The organism is Shewanella alkalitolerans, from assembly GCF_019457575.1.
Taxonomy (GTDB): domain Bacteria; phylum Pseudomonadota; class Gammaproteobacteria; order Enterobacterales; family Shewanellaceae; genus Shewanella; species Shewanella loihica.
The window spans coordinates 2,820,018-2,836,985 of the sequence record NZ_CP080422.1 but is presented as its reverse complement, the minus strand read 5'-3'; the positions used below and the strand labels follow the sequence as shown (position 1 = coordinate 2,836,985).

The 16,968-nt window shown below is 51.3% G+C and carries 11 protein-coding genes; 3 read left to right on the top strand and 8 right to left on the bottom strand.

Annotated features, from left to right (window positions below; all coding sequences use genetic code 11):
• Nucleotides 1-82 precede the first annotated feature (82 nt).
• The 6 genes from K0J45_RS12510 to K0J45_RS12485 are packed head-to-tail and all read right to left on the bottom strand — an operon-like array spanning nt 83 to nt 7,167.
• A complete protein-coding gene (locus K0J45_RS12510) occupies nt 83-1,723 on the bottom strand; it encodes a BatD family protein (protein ID WP_220042808.1) in 1,641 nt (546 codons plus the stop codon).
• Nucleotides 1,717-3,783, bottom strand: coding sequence for a VWA domain-containing protein (locus tag K0J45_RS12505; RefSeq protein WP_220042807.1), 2,067 nt, complete (start codon nt 3,781-3,783; stop codon nt 1,717-1,719). Before K0J45_RS12505 ends, K0J45_RS12510 begins: the two co-directional genes overlap by 7 nt.
• Nucleotides 3,780-4,799: a vWA domain-containing protein gene (locus tag K0J45_RS12500; protein WP_220042806.1), complete on the bottom strand. Its 1,020-nt coding sequence runs from the start codon at nt 4,797-4,799 to the stop codon at nt 3,780-3,782. The genes K0J45_RS12505 and K0J45_RS12500 overlap by 4 nt, the downstream gene beginning before the upstream one ends.
• The gene (locus tag K0J45_RS12495) at nt 4,787-5,281 is read right to left on the bottom strand and encodes a DUF4381 domain-containing protein (protein ID WP_220042805.1); all 495 of its coding nucleotides are present in this window, start codon (nt 5,279-5,281) and stop codon (nt 4,787-4,789) included. Before K0J45_RS12495 ends, K0J45_RS12500 begins: the two co-directional genes overlap by 13 nt.
• Nucleotides 5,282-6,211 carry a DUF58 domain-containing protein gene (locus K0J45_RS12490; RefSeq protein WP_220042804.1) on the bottom strand — a complete coding sequence of 310 codons (930 nt, stop codon included), beginning with the start codon at nt 6,209-6,211 and terminating at the stop codon, nt 5,282-5,284.
• The gene (locus K0J45_RS12485; protein ID WP_220042803.1) at nt 6,211-7,167 is read right to left on the bottom strand and encodes an AAA family ATPase; all 957 of its coding nucleotides are present in this window, start codon (nt 7,165-7,167) and stop codon (nt 6,211-6,213) included. The genes K0J45_RS12490 and K0J45_RS12485 overlap by 1 nt, the downstream gene beginning before the upstream one ends.
• Before the next feature lie 408 nt (nt 7,168-7,575).
• Between K0J45_RS12485 and fadI the strand changes: the two genes are divergently transcribed.
• The 3 genes from fadI to K0J45_RS12470 all read left to right on the top strand — a co-directional run bounded on the left by fadI (nt 7,576) and on the right by K0J45_RS12470 (nt 11,386).
• Nucleotides 7,576-8,886, top strand: coding sequence for an acetyl-CoA C-acyltransferase FadI (gene fadI / locus K0J45_RS12480; protein WP_011866223.1), 1,311 nt, complete (start codon nt 7,576-7,578; stop codon nt 8,884-8,886).
• A 4-nt stretch (nt 8,887-8,890) separates the two neighbouring features.
• Nucleotides 8,891-11,011, top strand: a complete 2,121-nt coding sequence (gene fadJ, locus K0J45_RS12475) for a fatty acid oxidation complex subunit alpha FadJ (protein WP_220042802.1) — start codon at nt 8,891-8,893, stop codon at nt 11,009-11,011.
• Nucleotides 11,012-11,212: 201 nt separating this feature from the next.
• Nucleotides 11,213-11,386 (top strand): hypothetical protein, encoded by a 174-nt coding sequence (locus K0J45_RS12470; RefSeq protein WP_220042801.1) that lies wholly within the window; start codon nt 11,213-11,215, stop codon nt 11,384-11,386.
• Between the two features lie 416 nt (nt 11,387-11,802).
• On the opposite strand, the gene K0J45_RS12465 is transcribed toward K0J45_RS12470, so the two are convergent.
• Together K0J45_RS12465 and K0J45_RS12460 are read right to left on the bottom strand one after the other, a co-directional pair.
• A complete protein-coding gene (locus tag K0J45_RS12465) occupies nt 11,803-12,438 on the bottom strand; it encodes a hypothetical protein (RefSeq protein ID WP_220042800.1) in 636 nt (211 codons plus the stop codon).
• A 150-nt stretch (nt 12,439-12,588) separates the two neighbouring features.
• A complete protein-coding gene (locus K0J45_RS12460; RefSeq protein WP_220042799.1) occupies nt 12,589-16,866 on the bottom strand; it encodes an EAL domain-containing protein in 4,278 nt (1,425 codons plus the stop codon).
• Between the last annotated feature and the right edge of the window lie 102 nt (nt 16,867-16,968).

The following is a 16,968-nucleotide window of genomic DNA, read 5'->3' as shown; positions in this document are numbered from 1 at the left end:
TTTACTCGCAGCATAGAAAGGAGGTGAGGCGCGTCAATTGTTTCGACTACGTTAACGCCATTGGCGCGCCTGAGGCAAGTTGTTAGAGCGGATTTAAGGGCCTTAAAGCAGATTGTGTGCTGTGGGGCGCAGCTTTTGGGGCATTTTTCACCGCAGTGATCACTTTTTCAACCTCTAGCCCTTGGCGGTCTAGGCTGTATCCCTGATGCTGGATGGCTTGAATCGCCTGGTCGAGATCGCAGCTTAGGGCGGCGATATCGGTCAGGGTCATTGGCTTGCCCGCCTGCTGGCTCATGTGACGCTGCAGGGCAACCAGGGCGTCACCTGTCTTGCCATTTCGGCAGGCGGTTTCAAATTGACGTAACGCATCCGAGGCTTTGGGCGCGTGACTCGTAGCACCTTCGTCTGCACCGCTTGGCGTGGCGCGATAACGATAAGCTTGGTAGTGACGGTACCAGAGCAGGCTAGTCGCCAACCAGAGCAGGGCAAACAGGGCGCTGATGGCGGGCCAGAGGCCGCTCGAATCGGATTGTGGTGTTACCGCGGTGAGCTGCGGACTCTCCTGGCTGGCGCTGGCCGGCGCGACGCTGATGTTACGCGCGGGCAGGGTGGCGAACTCCTGCTTCTGGGTACGGCTGTTCCACCAGGGAATACGGATCTCGGGCAGGGTATAGCTGCCGGGCTGAGTTGGGACTATCGCCGTGGTCTGGTTGAGCTGGGCGACCACCTGCTTATCACGCACATAGGTCTTGCGCTGGGGTTTTTCCGGATAGACCTTAAAGGTGTCAGGCAGGCTCAGGCTGATGCCGGGCAGGCTGGTGTCGTCGGCGTTGGAGGCAAGTAGGCTGATGTTGCGGGTGATGGGCACGCCTACCTGATATTGGACATCTTTTTTCCAGTCCTCTTTTAAGACCACGAGATCGCTCACCAGCCAGTCGCCCTGATAACCTTCTGGGATAGGCAACACCTCTATCTCACTCGGGGCGGCCTTGGCCTGCATGGGACGGCTCTCGTTGAAGGAGAACATGCCGCCGCGACGGGAGGATTCCACTAAGACATCGCCGGAGAAGCTGGCGCCGGAGAGCGACAGCGTACCTGGCTCGTCGGCGATCAGGCTATAGGTGCGTTCGATCACCCGGTAGCGGCGACCGTCGATGATCTCTGCGCCATCGACATCGTCCCCCAGTTGCTTGAGCTGCGCCCCTTCGACATTAGGTGCGCTGAGCACGCCACGTTGCAACTCGACGCCCAGGTAGAGTTTGACCTTATAGGTGATCAGCTGGCCCACATAGGCGGTCTCGGTCGAGACGCTACTGCGGATGAACAGATTCTTCATCTGCTCGGGTTGGCTGCCGGGGGCGGCCACCTTTAGCTCTATGGGATCTGAACTTATGTTGTCTATGGTCATGGCGGGGATGATCACAGTGCCGGTCTTCTTGGGCGCCAGCAGGATCTGCCAGCGGGTCTCTTTGCTGGCGTCGAAGTTCATGATCTGGGTGCTGCGACTGACACTGGTACGCCCGACGATAAAGTCTTTTAACAGGCCGCTGGTATCCAGGCTGGCGTTGTCTACATCGTCATCGGCTTTGATGCTGAGCACCAGATATTCCCCCTGAATGGCGGGGTTTCTGTCTACCGATGTTTCTACCTTAGTTAAGGCATAGGCCGGCGCCGATAGGCAGAGCGCCAAACAGGCTAAGGTCAAAAAGCGTCGTATTACCACTGTTGATTGTCCTTTATGGTCGCCCCCTGACGGCGGCGTTTTTGATATTCCAATTGCATCTTGTTGCGCAGCAAGACCTGAGGGTCGTCTATCACCCCGGTAAGGGCGCGCTGCATCTCGGGGGGCAGATCCTCAGGCGCAATGGCGTTGGTTGCGGCCGCGACCGGCTCGCCTTGCTCGTCGCCCTCGCCGGGTTTGCCCTGGGTCATATTCGCGGCCTGGGCCTGAGCCTGGGCTTGAGTGCTCTCTTGTTCGTCTTGCGCCTGCTGGCCTTGTCCCATCTGCCGGTCAGCGTCAGATTGATTTGCGTTGGCGTCCATTGGGTTTTTGGCGTCCTTGGCCGGATCGGCGCTCATCTGAGCGTCATTAGCTGTGCCTGCCAGCTGGTCTTGCGACTGACCATCCTGCTCGCCAGAGGCTTGTTGCTCGGGAGTTTCTTGCTCAGGGCTTTCTTGGCTAGCGCCTTGCTGGCCAGTGCTTTGTTGGTTAGAGCCTTGCTCATCTTCTTGTTGACCATTCTGGCCTTGAGACTGCTGGCCTCTCGAGCCCTGGCCCGATTGCTGATCGCCTTGGCCTTGTTGCTGACCTTGATTTTGCCCGGCGCCCTCTTGTTGGGACTTATCTTGCTTATTTGAGTCCTGATTCGACTGGTCTTGATCAGATTGATTCTGCTCGGACTGTTTTTGATCCGATTGGCCTTGATCTTGGCTAGCTTGCTGTTGCTGCTTTAGCTGCTCGGCCAACTCAAGATTTTGCTTGGCCTGAGTAAGCTGAGGGTCTTTCTTGAGCGCCTGCTGATAACGCTCGATGGCCTTATCGAGGTCATTGAGCTGCATCAGGCTGTTGCCCTGATTAAACAGGCCACTCGCCGAGTCATCCTGCTCGAAAAGCTCGAGCGCCTCTTGATAATCACCATTCTTGTACAGGGATGCAGCCTTCCACTGGGGCGAGGTAAACTGCTCGGCCGCACCTTGATAGTCTTGCGCCTGATAGGCCTGCATCGCTCTCTGATCGTCGGTGGAGAAGGGATGTTGCCAACTGGCGGCCTGGGCCTCTGGGCTTGGGGCGAGGATAGCCAGGCAGGCCAGTGCGGCGAAGGCGTGTCTGAAACTCAGCAGCGCCGGCAGCAGCAGGAGCAGGGCCAGATAGGGGCCGAGATCTTGCCAGGCTTCTCCCTGGAGTTCTGAAGTCTTGGCATCGCTCTCCTGGCTTAAGCTCTGGGTCAGTGACTCAAGATCTTTGCCATCGGCGCGGTAGGCAAATAACTTGCCACCGCTGTTGCCGATCAGGTTGTTGAGCTGGCTGAGATCCGTCTGACTGACCACCACCTGATCGCTTTGGTCACGCATCAGTTGTCCATCCGGCAAGCGGATGGCGGCGCCCTGAGTTGTGCCCATGGCGATGATGGAGAGACGATACTGAGTATCGTCCAGTATCGATTTGGCATCACTGATTTGGTCCGGATTCACGCCATCGGCCAGCAAGATGATCTCGCCCTTGAGATGACCGCCCTGAACAAGCAACTGCTTGGCCTGCTCTAGGGCCGCGGGCAGGTTGGAGCCCAGCACCGGCATGATCTCCGGCGACAGGGTCGGCAGCAGGTTCAGCAAGGTTGATTTGTCCCGGGTTAACGGGCTGATGGTAAAGGCGTCGCCGGCGTAGGCCACAAGGCCGGTCTCGCCCTCCTTGAGGCTCTTGATCAGATCCGTTGCCTTGAACTTGGCCTGAGTCAGCCTGTTGGGCGCCAGATCGGTCGCGTACATGGAGAGCGACATATCCATCACTATCACCCGGCCCAGGTTGGCTTCAAATACCGGCAGCGTCTGTTTGGTCAGCGCCGGGCCAGAGAGCGCCAGGACGCTAACGAGCCAGATAAAGGCGATGAGGCCCAGGTGTTGTTTCTTGTTGCTTGCCTGACCGCTCACTAACACCTTTGCCAGGTGCGGCGCGATATAGCGATTCCAGCTCGAGGCCTGATGTCGCTGGCGCTTTCGCAGCCAGAGCAAAAGCGCCAGGGGGATGAGGGCGAGCAGCCATTCGGGACGGAGAAAATGGATCATGAGGCGCTCCGTGGTAAACGTTGAACCAAGGCCTGCACGGCAGCGAAGCCACTTAACATCATGAGCACACTGACAAGCAGGGCAATGGCCAAGGGATAGTAGAAGAGCTCCGCCTGTGGTCGATAGCTGAGTTGGTCGCTATCGGTGGGCTCAAGCTTGTCTATCTCCTGATAGATCTGTTCCAGTTCATCTGAATTACGCGCCCTGAAGTAACGCCCCTTGGTCTTCTGGGCCAGCAGGGTGAGCTGCTTCTCGTCGAGATCCATCGACGGATTAACGCGCTCCTTGCCAAACAGGGTGCGGCGCTCCATCACCTCGGCGCCCACCCCTATGGTGTAGATGGTTACGCCTCGCTTGGCGGCGATATCGGCGGCCTGCTCCGGCGTGATGCTACCCGAGTTGTTGGAGCCGTCGGTAAGCAGGATAAGCACGCGGTTACTCTGCTCGGCCTTGTCGAAGCGTTTGACCGCCAGCGCGATGGCTTCGCCGATGGCGGTCTGTTTGCCCACTAGGCCGATTTGCGCCTCGGTGAGAAACTGGGCCACCGAGCGTCTGTCTTGGGTGAGCGGCGCCTGCAGATAGGCGTGATCGGCAAACAGTATCAGCCCCAGCTTGTCGCCCTTGCGGCGCTCGATAAACTCGCTCATTACCAGCTGTACCATGGTGAAACGATCGACCGTCTTACCATTCAATACCATATCTTCTATCTGCATGCTGCCCGACAGATCCACCGCCAGCATGAGGTCTCGTCCCTTGCTGGGGAGCTCTATGGCATCGCCAACCCATAGCGGGCGCACAACGGCAAATACCAGCGCCGTCCAGATGAGCCAATAGGGCCAGCGGCTGCGGCGAGGGGAGTGATCGAATCTTGTCGTTGGCGCTTCAGCGACGCCGGGCATCTGTAGATGACCGCCACCCGTCTGCGTGGCTTGTTTGCTGCCGCTTGCTTTGCTGAGAGAAAAAATCAGTGGCAGCGGCAGTAATATGAGTAGCCAGGGCCAGGCTAGTGTGAACATGACGCCTCCTTGCCAGCCTTGAGTGGCAGCGCCTGCTGTAGCCAGGCTTTGGCGCCATCGAGGAGTTGCGTCGCCTCACTTGGTGAGAGCTTATCCGCTTGGAAACGCTTCTCCAACAGGCTTGGCAGCATAGGATCCATGGACGGCACCTGAGCCCCTAGCCAGGCATACCAGGCATCGCCCTGTAGTGAGGCGACCTGCTCCCGGGGCAGATAACTCATGGCGCTGCGTTTTAGCAGGCTGTTGACCGCCAGCGGTAGTTGAGGGTCCTCTGCCGTCACCTGAGAGAGAAGAGTAAGCGCCTCGCGTTTTGCCGCCAGCAGCTTGCCTCTGCGTTTGATATAGAAAAACAGGGCCGCTATCAGCATAAGCAGTAGTAGCGCCAGCAGGTAATAACCATAGGCGAGGGGCCAGACGCCGACCGGGGGCGGGGTGATGATATCCTGCAGATTGGCGAGCGCAGGTTGACTTGCCGCTTGCATCTACCTCAGGGCTCCAATTTGTTGATTTAACGGCTGGGCCGCGTCGATGCTTCTTGGTCGGGCGTTGATCTGATTCATCATAGTGATAAATCCCTGTTGCTGTGTTTGTTGCTGAGCCAGCCAGGCATCGTAGCTGCGTCTGTCTAACATCAGCTCCTTATCGCCATCCCTCACCGGAAATTGAAACTGGGGCGGCAGCTTTAGGGTGCCTTGCCTGAGGGGGTCTGTGATCAGAAAGGCGCCGATATCGCAATGGCGTTTAAGCTCGCTCAATGGCCCAAGGCACTGGGGGCCGAAATGGCTGCCATCGCTGATGATCCAGATTAACGAGCCAGGCTTGGCGATTCGCCTGAGGCGCTGACAGGCCTTGAAGATGTGCTCGGGCTGTTTCACCGGTTGATTTAGCTGATTAAGTTGCTGCTGGTGGACCTGCTCTATGGCAGAGATAAGCGCCAGCATGCCTGTTTGTCGGCTGCGGGGTTTAAGCTCTAGGTGCTCGGCCTCGCTGGCGATCAGTGCGCCCAGGCGATCGCCATGGCCGACGGCGGCCCAGCCCAGGGTGGCTGCCAGGTGCGCCGCCTGCACCGACTGCAGCATCAGGCTCGAGCCGAAATAGAGGCTGTGGCTGAGATCCAGCAGCAGTAATACCGGGCGCTCACGCTCCTCGACAAACAGCTTGGTATGGGCCTTGCCAGTTCTGGCGGTTACTCGCCAGTCTATGGTGCGCACATCATCGCCGGCTTGGTAATGGCGAACCTCGGCAAATTCCATTCCCCGTCCCTTGATGCTGCTGGCTCTGTGGCCGGCCAGTGCTGCGCGCGCCTTGCTCTTGCGCTCGGGCAGGGCCCGGGCAAGATTTTGGCAGGCTAACAGCTCTTTCTGATTGAGGGAGACGCCATCGGCAAATAGGGGTAAAGCATTCTGTCCCATTAAGGCACCGCTACCTGACTCAGAATATGGTTTATTACCTGATCACTGCTCACGCCTTCGGCCTGGGCTTGATAGCTGAGCAGCAGGCGGTGACGCAGTACGTTGGGCACTACTGCCTGAATATCTTCTGGCGAGACGAAGTCACGTTCCATCAGCCAGGCGCGGGCGCGGGCGCAGCGCTCGATGGAGATGGTCGCGCGTGGGCTAACGCCATATTCCAGCCAGTTGGCCAGTTGATCGCTGTATTGCTGCGGCTGGCGGGTGGCCATGACGATGTTGACAATATATTGCTCCAGCGGCTCGGCGAGATAGATATCCAGCGCGGCCTTACGGGCGGCGAATACCTCCTCCTGGGCGATCGGCTCAACCTTTGGCAGTTCCTGGGTGAGGGCTTCGCTGCGGGACAGGCGCATGATCTCAAATTCGGTGGTGGCGCTGGGGTAGTCGAGATTCAGGTGCATCAGGAAGCGGTCAAGTTGCGCCTCGGGCAGGGGATAGGTGCCTTCGTTTTCCAGCGGGTTTTGTGTCGCCATCACCAGAAACAGTTTTGGCAGCTTGTAGCTCTGTTTACCCACGGTAACCTGGCCTTCGGCCATGGCTTCCAATAGCGCCGACTGCACCTTGGCCGGTGCACGGTTGATCTCGTCGGCCAGGATCAGGTTGTGAAAGATAGGGCCTGCCTCAAACTCGAAGGTGGCCGTCTGGGCGCGATAGATGTCGGTGCCGGTGAGATCCGCCGGGAGTAGGTCTGGGGTAAACTGAATGCGGTGAAAGTCCCCCTCTACGCCATCGCTCAGCGCCTTGACCGCTCGCGTCTTGGCCAGACCCGGAGGGCCCTCAACTAGTAAGTGACCATCGGCAATCAGTGCGATCAATAAGTTTTCGGTAAGAGTGGGTTGACCCAGGATCACTTTATCCAGGTATTCACGTAATGCATGAAATCGACTTAAGGGCATGATGCTACTCGGTATTATCTATTGTGTGAGCTGTAGACAGCGTATCGGGTAAAAAATTCAGTGATAAACGCCTTACCTCAGCCTTAGGTGTGTTGGATGACCTTGGGGGCTTGGCGGCGCCAAATTTCAATCAGCAAAATAAGTTAGCATGCTTAAACCGGGATTTAAACTGGCTTTAATGGCTAATTTTGCTTTTATTAAACATTGTTAATCAACATCTTTTTCGATATTTGTCGTTTAAAAACCAAACAGGTGTTTAAAACCTTGAAATAAGAAGTTAGAATCAGATCACACTTTGATGGTCTGACCTGTTGCGAGAGTGTAGCGAGATACCCAGCAACGGGGTAGGGAAGAATAATAACGGCGTTAGTAGAAGCGTTTCTATCAGACGCGTCACGAGGGCAAAAGATGAGTGAATTACAGCAAGTAAGGAACGCGAAGGGCGATCGCATCGCGATAGTGATGGGGCTAAGAACCCCCTTTGCTAAGCAGGCGACCGCGTTTCATGGGGTGTCGGCATTGGATATGGGTAAGATGGTGGTGAACGAACTCCTGTCTCGCTCGGAACTCGACCCGAAAGAGATTGAACAGCTCGTTTATGGTCAGGTAGTACAGATGCCAGCGGCGCCCAACATCGCCCGCGAGATAGTGCTCGGCACTGGCATGAATGTGTCCACCGACGCCTATAGCGTGACACGTGCCTGCGCCACCAGTTTCCAGTCGACGGTCAATGTGGCCGAGTCCATCATGACAGGCAATATCGAGATAGGGATTGCCGGCGGCGCCGATTCATCATCCGTACTGCCAATCGGCGTGTCGAAGAAACTCGCTCACGCCTTGGTGGATCTCAATAAGGCCCGCAGCTTTGGCCAGAAATGGGCCATCATTCGTCGCCTTGGACTGAAAGATCTGCTTCCTGTGCCCCCTGCGGTTGCCGAATACTCGACCGGCCTTTCCATGGGACAGACCGCCGAGCAGATGGCCAAGACCTATAACATTAGCCGCGCCGATCAAGATGCCCTGGCGCATCGCTCACATACCCTGGCGACAGAGACCTGGGATTCGGGCCATCTGCGTGATGAGGTGATGGTGGCGCACGTACCGCCATACAAATCATTCATCGACAGAGATAACAACATTCGCGAAAACTCTTCGCTCGACTCTTACGCCAAGCTGCGTCCAGCCTTCGACCGTAAACACGGCTCTGTGACCGCGGCCAACAGTACGCCACTGACCGATGGCGCCTCGGCGGTCCTCCTGATGAGCGAGAGCCGTGCCAAGGCCCTGGGTTATGAGCCGATTGGTTATATTAAGAGTTACGCCTTTAGCGCCATCGACGTGTGGCAGGATATGTTGATGGGGCCTTCCTATGCGACGCCGTTGGCACTTAAGCGTGCTGGCATGGAGCTTGAGGATCTTACCCTTATCGAGATGCACGAAGCCTTTGCGGCGCAGACGCTCGCCAACATGCAGATGTTTGCCTCGAAGAAGTTTGCGAAGGAGAAACTGGGTCGCGATCGCGCCATCGGCGAGATCGACATGACTAAGTTCAATGTCTTGGGCGGCTCTTTGGCCTATGGTCACCCCTTTGCGGCGACCGGGACGCGTTTGATTACTCAGGTGTGTCGCGAGCTCAAACGACGTGGCGGCGGTACCGGTCTGGCAACTGCCTGTGCGGCGGGTGGTTTAGGTGCAGCTATGATAGTAGAAGTGGAGTGATCTCATGGAAAAGAGTTTTACATTAAATCGTCTCGACAACGGCATCGCCGTGCTGACCATGGATGTACCTGGCGAGACCATGAATACCCTCAGAGCCGAGTTTGGCCCCGAGATCTGTGAGATGTTGGCCGAGATTAAGGCCGATGCCGCAATTCGCGGCGTGGTGATCATCTCGGGTAAGAAGGACTCCTTCGTTGCGGGCGCCGATATCTCTATGCTGGATGCCTGCGCTACCGCCGAAGATGCCAGGGAGCTGTCTAAGCAGGGGCACGAAGTGTTTTTTGCGCTGGAGTCTCTGTCGATTCCCGTGGTTGCCGCCATCAATGGTGCCTGTCTCGGAGGGGGGCTCGAACTGGCCCTGGCCTGTCATCAGCGTGTCTGTACCGACAGCAACAAGACAATGTTGGGATTGCCCGAGGTGCAACTCGGTCTGCTGCCAGGTGGCGGCGGGACTCAGCGTCTGCCGCGTTTAGTGGGTATTGCCAAGTCGCTGGACATGATGCTCACCGGCAAGCAGCTGCGCGCCAAGCAAGCGTTGAAGATGGGGCTGGTTGACGATGTGGTGCCTGAATCGATTCTGCTGCAGACGGCGATAGAGATGGCACTGGCTGGCGCTCGTCCGGCGAAGAAACCAAAGCTGTCGACGGTAGAGAAGCTGCTTGAGGGCACGCCTGTTGGTCGCAACATCATCTTCGAACAGGCGCTTAAGCAGGTCAATAAGAAGACTCAGGGCAACTATCCTGCGCCAGAGAAGATCATCGACTGTGTGCGTCAGGGCGTGACCAAAGGCATAGTGAAAGGCCTAGAGGTTGAGGCGCAGCACTTTGGCGACCTTGTGGTCTCCAGTGAGTCAGAGGCCCTGCGCAGCATCTTCTTTGCAACCACTGAGATGAAGAAAGAAACTGGTGCCGGTGATGTATCGCCAAAGGCCGTCAACAAGGTGATGGTACTGGGCGGTGGCCTGATGGGTGGCGGTATCGCCTCTGTGACCACCACCAAGGCGAAGATCCCTGTTCGGGTGAAAGATATTAGTGAAACTGGTTTAAGCAACGCATTGGCCTATGCCTATAAGCTGCTGGCCAAAGGGGTAAAACGTCGTCACATGACGCCTGCGGTGCGCGATAACCTGATGGCGCTGATGACCACCACCACAGAGTATAAAGGGATAAAGGATGCAGACATGGTGGTGGAAGCCGTGTTTGAGGATCTAAACCTCAAGCATCAGATGGTGAAGGATGTCGAGCGTGAATGTGGCGAGCATACGATTTTTGCCTCTAACACCTCATCCTTGCCCATCAAGCAGATCGCCGAGGCTGCAGAGCGTCCTGAGAATGTGATTGGCCTGCACTACTTCTCACCGGTAGAGAAGATGCCACTGGTCGAGGTGATCGCCCATGACAAGACCTCACCACAGACTATCGCCACTACAGTTGCCTTTGCTCGCAAGCAGGGTAAGACGCCTATCGTGGTGAAAGATGGTGCCGGTTTCTATGTTAACCGTATTCTGGCGCTCTACATGAACGAGGCGGCGAATCTGCTGCTGGAAGGTCAGAGTGTAGATCATCTAGATAAGGCGCTAGTGAAGTTTGGTTTCCCGGTAGGTCCTATGACGCTGCTCGATGAGGTCGGCATAGATGTGGGCGCCAAGATCTCGCCGATTTTGGAGAAGGAGTTGGGTGATCGCTTTAAGGCACCCGCCGCCTTTGACAAGCTTTTGGCCGATGACCGTAAAGGCCGTAAGAATGGTAAGGGCTTCTATCAATATGGCGCTAAGTCGAAGAAGAAGCTGGTGGATGAGAGCGTCTATGGTGTGCTTGGGTTAACACCTGGCGCCGACGGCGAGCCAAGAGCGTTGGCCGAGCGATGTGTGGTGCAGATGCTTAATGAAGCGGTTCGTTGTCTAGAGGAGGGGATTATTGCCTCGCCACGAGACGGTGATATCGGCGCTATATTTGGTATCGGCTTCCCGCCATTCTTGGGTGGACCTTTCCGTTACATGGACTCCTTGGGTGCCAAGCACTTAGTTGAGACCTTGAAACGTTATCAAGATCAATTCGGGGATCGTTTCGCGCCATGTGATCGCCTAGTCGAGATGGCCGAATCGGGCAGTAAGTTCTACGAATAGCCCTATTCACATTTAACAATGCGGCAACATAATGCCGCATTTTTTTTGCCTGAGGATTATTTTTGCCTGTTTTTTGTTCATCAAAGGCGTGAATTCGGTTATCATGTTGGGCTCGTTTTGGCTCGTTTTGGCTGTTTTTAGCCTTATTGACGCCGTTGTTGTGAGGTAGTGTCTGTGGTGATTTACATTCTTGGTGTGTTGATGGTAAGTAGTGTGGCGATGGGCAATATGGCATTTCGCGCCGGGCTAGGGGTGAAACGCTGGGCCATGCTAGGACTCATCATAGGGCCGGTCGCCTATCCGCTATTTAGCACTCACAAGCGATTCGCGCAGAAGCGGGCGCAGGGCAAGCAAAGCATGTCTATTAAGGTATAGAGCTATTAAGGTATAAAAGCCTAAGGGTGTAGCGCTATCAAGATGTAGAGCTGCGGTGAATATTAGTGACTTATTAGCAAGTTTGAAGTACAAGTTGATGCCATCTTCTCTGCTCGTTCAGAGTGGCGTGGGCTTTGGGCCTAGATATCTACATCTCGGACTATAGTCAGTTCATATAAAGAATTAGTTAAAAAATCAGATAGATAAGTCAGATAAAAAAAGGAGCCCTTTAGAGCTCCTTTTTATGTGTCTGGTTTTCGAAAGACGTTTGAAGTCAATTAGTTCCACCAACCTTTTGCTGGGATCACCTCTAAGTGATTCAGGCCTTCTGGAAGCTGTACTTTTTTGCGCTCTGGTTTGTGAGTAAGTCCTAGAGCTTTTTTCAATGAATCTAACATAATCATTCTCCTTAAGACTTAAGCAACGGCTGAGTTGATGTATTTAACGTTAGGGATACCTACGACATCGACTGGCTTGTACTTAACGTTAGGGATGCCAGCGACTTCTACAGGCTTGTACTTAACGTTGGGGATGCCAGCGACTTCTAAAGGCTTGTACTTAACGTTAGGGATGCCAGCGACTTCTAAAGGCTTGTACTTAACGTTAGGGATGCCAGCGACTTCTAAAGGCTTGTACTTAACGTTAGGGATGCCAGCGACTTCTAAAGGCTTGTACTTAACGTTAGGGATGCCAGCGACTTCTACAGGCTTGTACTTAACGTTAGGGATGCCAGCGACTTCTATAGGCTTGTACTTAACGTTGGGAATACCAGCGACTTCTAAAGGCTTGTACTTAACGTTGGGGATGCCAGCGACTTCGATAGGCTTATACTTAACGTTGGGGATGCCAGCGACTTCTAAAGGCTTGTACTTAACGTTGGGGATGCCAGCGACTTCGATAGGCTTATACTTAACGTTTGGAATACCTGCAAGATTAACAGACTTGTATTTAACGTTTGGAATTCCCGCTGTTGCATAGTTATCAACTTTGTCAGCTGATATGTTCGTTAGGCTTAAAGCTAAAGTGATGGCAGTAACTAGTCCGTTAATCATTGTCTTAATCTCTCAGGGTTATTGAAGTTATTGCGTCGACATTTGACTGACGCTTGAGAGATACATTGCAGGTGTTATGCCAATTTTTATTTTAAGTATTTTTTTAGTTTATATTTCTTCCTCGTTAGCCTGTCTTTTTTTAATTCGAGACTAGGCTTTCTTGTGTTGCGAGACAGGTGTAGAGGTAAAACTCTCCTGTTTTAGTAGCTCGGTGAAGCTGCTTTCATTTACCGCCTTGCTGTATATAAAGCCTTGTATTTCTTCGCATTTTAATGCTTTCAATATGCTGAGTTGAGATGCTTCCTCGACGCCTTCGCCGACAACAGAGAGGCCCATGTTATGGGCGATAGTGATAATAGAGTCGACCATCTTTAGATCTCTGTCAGATTTATCTATGTCGTCAACAAAAGCCTTATCGATTTTTAGGGTGTCAATTGGGAAGCGCTTTAAATATGACAGTGACGAATATCCGGTGCCGAAGTCGTCTAACGCAAGGCTGACGCCCATTTTAGAGAGTTGCATCATCACTTTTATCGCTTTTTCTGGCTGTTTTATGACGGTGCCTTCGGTAATTTCAAGCTCAAGGTTGGCTGCAGGCAGTTGAGTTAGACGTAAAATTGACTCTATCCGTTGTTGTAGGTCCGGAAGAGCGAATTGTTGTGATGATAAATTGACAGCGACCCGGCCGTTGAACAAATTTTGACGACGCCAATTTTGTGCCGCGAAGCAGGCTTTACGTAGTACGACCTCGCCAATCTCGACGATGAGTCCATTCTCTTCGGCCAGTGGGATAAAGTCGCCCGGGGAAATGAGACCGTGTTCAGGGTGATTTAATCTTACCAGGGCCTCCATACCGGCCATCTTGCTGGTTCTGAGGTCAATCTTAGGTTGATAGTAGACTTCGAAGAGATCGTCCCTTAAACCTTCGCGTATAAGGTTCTCCACCTCCAGCTGGCGAATGGCGTTACGGTTGAGAGACTCCGAATAGAATTGATAACGATTGCCACCGGCAGATTTTGCGTGATACATGGCAATGTCTGCCTTACGCAGAAGCGCCTGTTCGTTTTGATCGTCTTCTGGGTAAAGCACTATACCTATACTCACCCCGACAACGACTCTGTCTTTGGTGAGCTCGAATGGGCTTGAGAAGGCATCGACTACATGATTGGCGATGACGGCGCTGGAGCCGATATCTGGATTGTTATCGACCAGTATGGCGAACTCGTCGCCGCCCAGACGATAGATACTCGTATGGTAAGGCACGGTGGATTCGATGCGTCTCGCTACTTTAATTAAGAGTTCATCACCTACCTGGTGCCCAAGTGAGTCATTGATCTTCTTAAAGTTATCTAAGTCCAATACCATCAGGGTGTGATGGGTATCTTTCTTCACCAAGTTACCTAGGGTAACCATGAGACTCGATCGATTTGGCAGACTGGTGAGTAGATCGTTGTTGGTTAGTTTACGTAACTCTTCTTCCTGCTGTTTGCGACGAGAGATATCAGAGAATACCCCTACATAGTGGGAGAGGACACCTTGCTCATCGTAAATCGCATCGACGGTAAGCTCCATCAGGAAGCTGCTGCCATCGCCCTTGGCGGACTCTACTTCGTTACTCCAGCTGCCTTGTTGCTGCAGAATATGACGAATCTGCTCAGAGTAGCTCTCGGGATAAAGGTCAAACTTAAATAGCTCACCGATAAAGTCATTGCGACTCTTCTCACATAGATCGCAGCAGGCCTCGTTGACCTCAACAAATTTAAATTTGTTGTCCAGGATGAACATGCCTTCTGAGATGTTCTCGATGGCGCGCTCAAACAGTCTGAGCTGCTCCTCTGCTTGTTTGAAGTTGCTGATGTTTTTGATTGTACCTGTCATACGCAGGGCTTTATCTTCTTCATCGCGTTCAACGATCTTTGCCCTGTCCAAGATCCAGATCCATTGGTCGTCTTTGCCCTTAACGCGATAGGCTGCCTCGAAGTGATCGGTTTCACCGTAGAAGTGTTTATTCAACGCCGTGTTAACACGTTCTTGATCCATAGGGTGAATGTTACTCTCTTCACCTTCCTCACCGGAGCGCTGGCCATCCCGTGGAAACTCGAGAGATCCCCAGATATTTGAGCGGTAGATTTGACCCGTTTCGATATCCCAGTCCCACATCTCATCACCGCTACCCCACAGGGAGAGCTTCAGTCGCTCTTCAGATTTAGCGATCTGACGTTGTACTTCTCTTCTTCTTAACGCTGCCTTGCCTATGGCACCCGTGATCAAGAGGGTAATAAGCAGGTAGACGAGTTTAGCTTGAATTGATAACCACCAAGGAGGCGTTATTTCTATTGCAATACTTTTCGTTGGCCCGAACTTCTCGGTTAGTGGATCAATCGCATGTACTTTAAAAACATACGGTCCAGGAGACAGGTTGGTATAGGTAGCCGAATTTATGCCTTTAGAGTTGATCCACACATCAGATAATCCCTCCATTTGATAAGAGTATTGGAGATCAGAGTTTTGGTTTCCTGGTGTACTAAATCCAAGAGTAAAAGGGTAGTCGGAATACTTAAGTTGGATACTTTCTGAGTAAGATATTGATTTACTTAGTACTCCTTCGCCGATTTTTTGTGGGATATTGAAAACTAAAAGATCATCCAATATGACAGATGGTCTATTTCTCTCCGATAATAAATTTTCTAATTTTTTCATGGAGATAACAGATAATCCATCTATCCCTCCTATATAAATATTGCTATCAATGACTGATATGGCTTGAACATTATACTCTTCTTGACTACCAAAGGCTGAAGATAAGGTTAAAATGTTTTCGCTGTCTCTGTCGTAAATTATTATTTCAGAGTTTGACGGGGCAATAATCAAGTTTTTATAAGTTGCAATTGCATAAATAGGTTTGTTTTTGTGGATTATTTTCTTTGTTTCACCGTTTACTAAATTGTACTTGTATAAAGATGTTCTTGTTCCAAAAAGTACTTCGTTTTTATCACTGTATATGCTAACCACCAAATCTTCGTTGTAAATATTGGTGATGTTATTATCTTTTACTTTAAATAGTCCTCCTTGTGTGGCAACCCAAATGTTATTTTCATTGATATTAATATCAAATACTGGATTACCTTTATCTACGGTTAATTTCTCTAATATTCCGGAGATAGTGTCGTATCTTACAAGTTCTCCACCTGTCGAACCTGCTAGAACAGTGGGGGAGTCAATAACATCTTTGATCATAAAGTATTGACTGTTATCGATTACGGTGAGCTTATTGTTTTCAAGGTTTATTGAAACTAATCCTTGTTGACTTGCTACAAGTAATTTATCATTTTTAATTATCGCAGATTTAGGGCCTTTTATATCAATTTCATATTTTTTAAGCTCATTAAGTTCTCTGTCTAAGACCTTGATATTGCCTGCATCAGATGTAACTATTAGTTGGTTGTTGTATTTGTTAGCGGACCATATATTTTTATCTATCTTATATTCTTTAATGAGGTTTTTGTATTCATTAATTATTGAGAGTCCATTGTTAGGGGCAGTTAAAATTATGCTGTTTTTTAATTTGTATGCATCTGTGTAATTAAAATTGTTATTCTCTAATGATAAAGGTTTGTGGAAGTTATCACTTTCTTTATATAGTCGCGCTTTAGAGAACACCAACATCTGATTTTCATCATTGAATCCCAGATCAATATTTTCGTCAAATCGATATTTTTCTTCGTTACCTTTAGTTATATCCAATATTTTGTTGTGTTTTATCGCATAAACATTCTCTTTTGTTTTTATTATGTTTTGGACTTTTTGTAATATTTTGTCGGTAGCGGAGTCTTTAAGTCTGTAAACGTCGCCATGATATGTTCTTGCGTAGATTTCTTTGCTTGTTGCGATGACGTTTTTAATTCCCTCTGCATTTTTTATGATGTAAGAGTTTTCTTTCTTTAGTTCCTTGTTCAACAATAATACTTGATTCTCTGAACCAATAATAATTTTACCCTCATTAGCGGTTATTGACCATATTGGTAGGTCGTTTTCGATATCGCCGAATTTTGGAGAGTAAAAACTATTTAGTTCATGATTATATATGGAAAGACCTTTGTCTGTGCCTATATATAATTTCCCGCTTGTGTCTACAAATAAACTTCTAATAAATGAACTTGGTAATGATGAATCATTACCTTGAGTGAAATAATGCTTAAAGTGAATGCCATCAAAGCGGTTAAGCCCGTTTAAGGTTCCAATCCAGATATGTCCCTGTTGATCTTCGACTATTGATGTAACAGAACTTTGTGATAGACCTTCGGGAACGTTATAGTGATCGACCTTTAAGATCGGCGCGTTGCTTGGTATTTCACTGGCGGAGACATAGCTGGAGACAGTCAGGGCCATTAGCAGTGAGAGTAGCAATCTTGAGAGGATTTTAGGCATAATTATTAGTTTGATTATTAGCCAATAATGCATAGGCAACAGTTATTTAACCTACTTTATTCAGAAATAGGGGGATTTGTCAAAAGAACACTGAATTTTCTT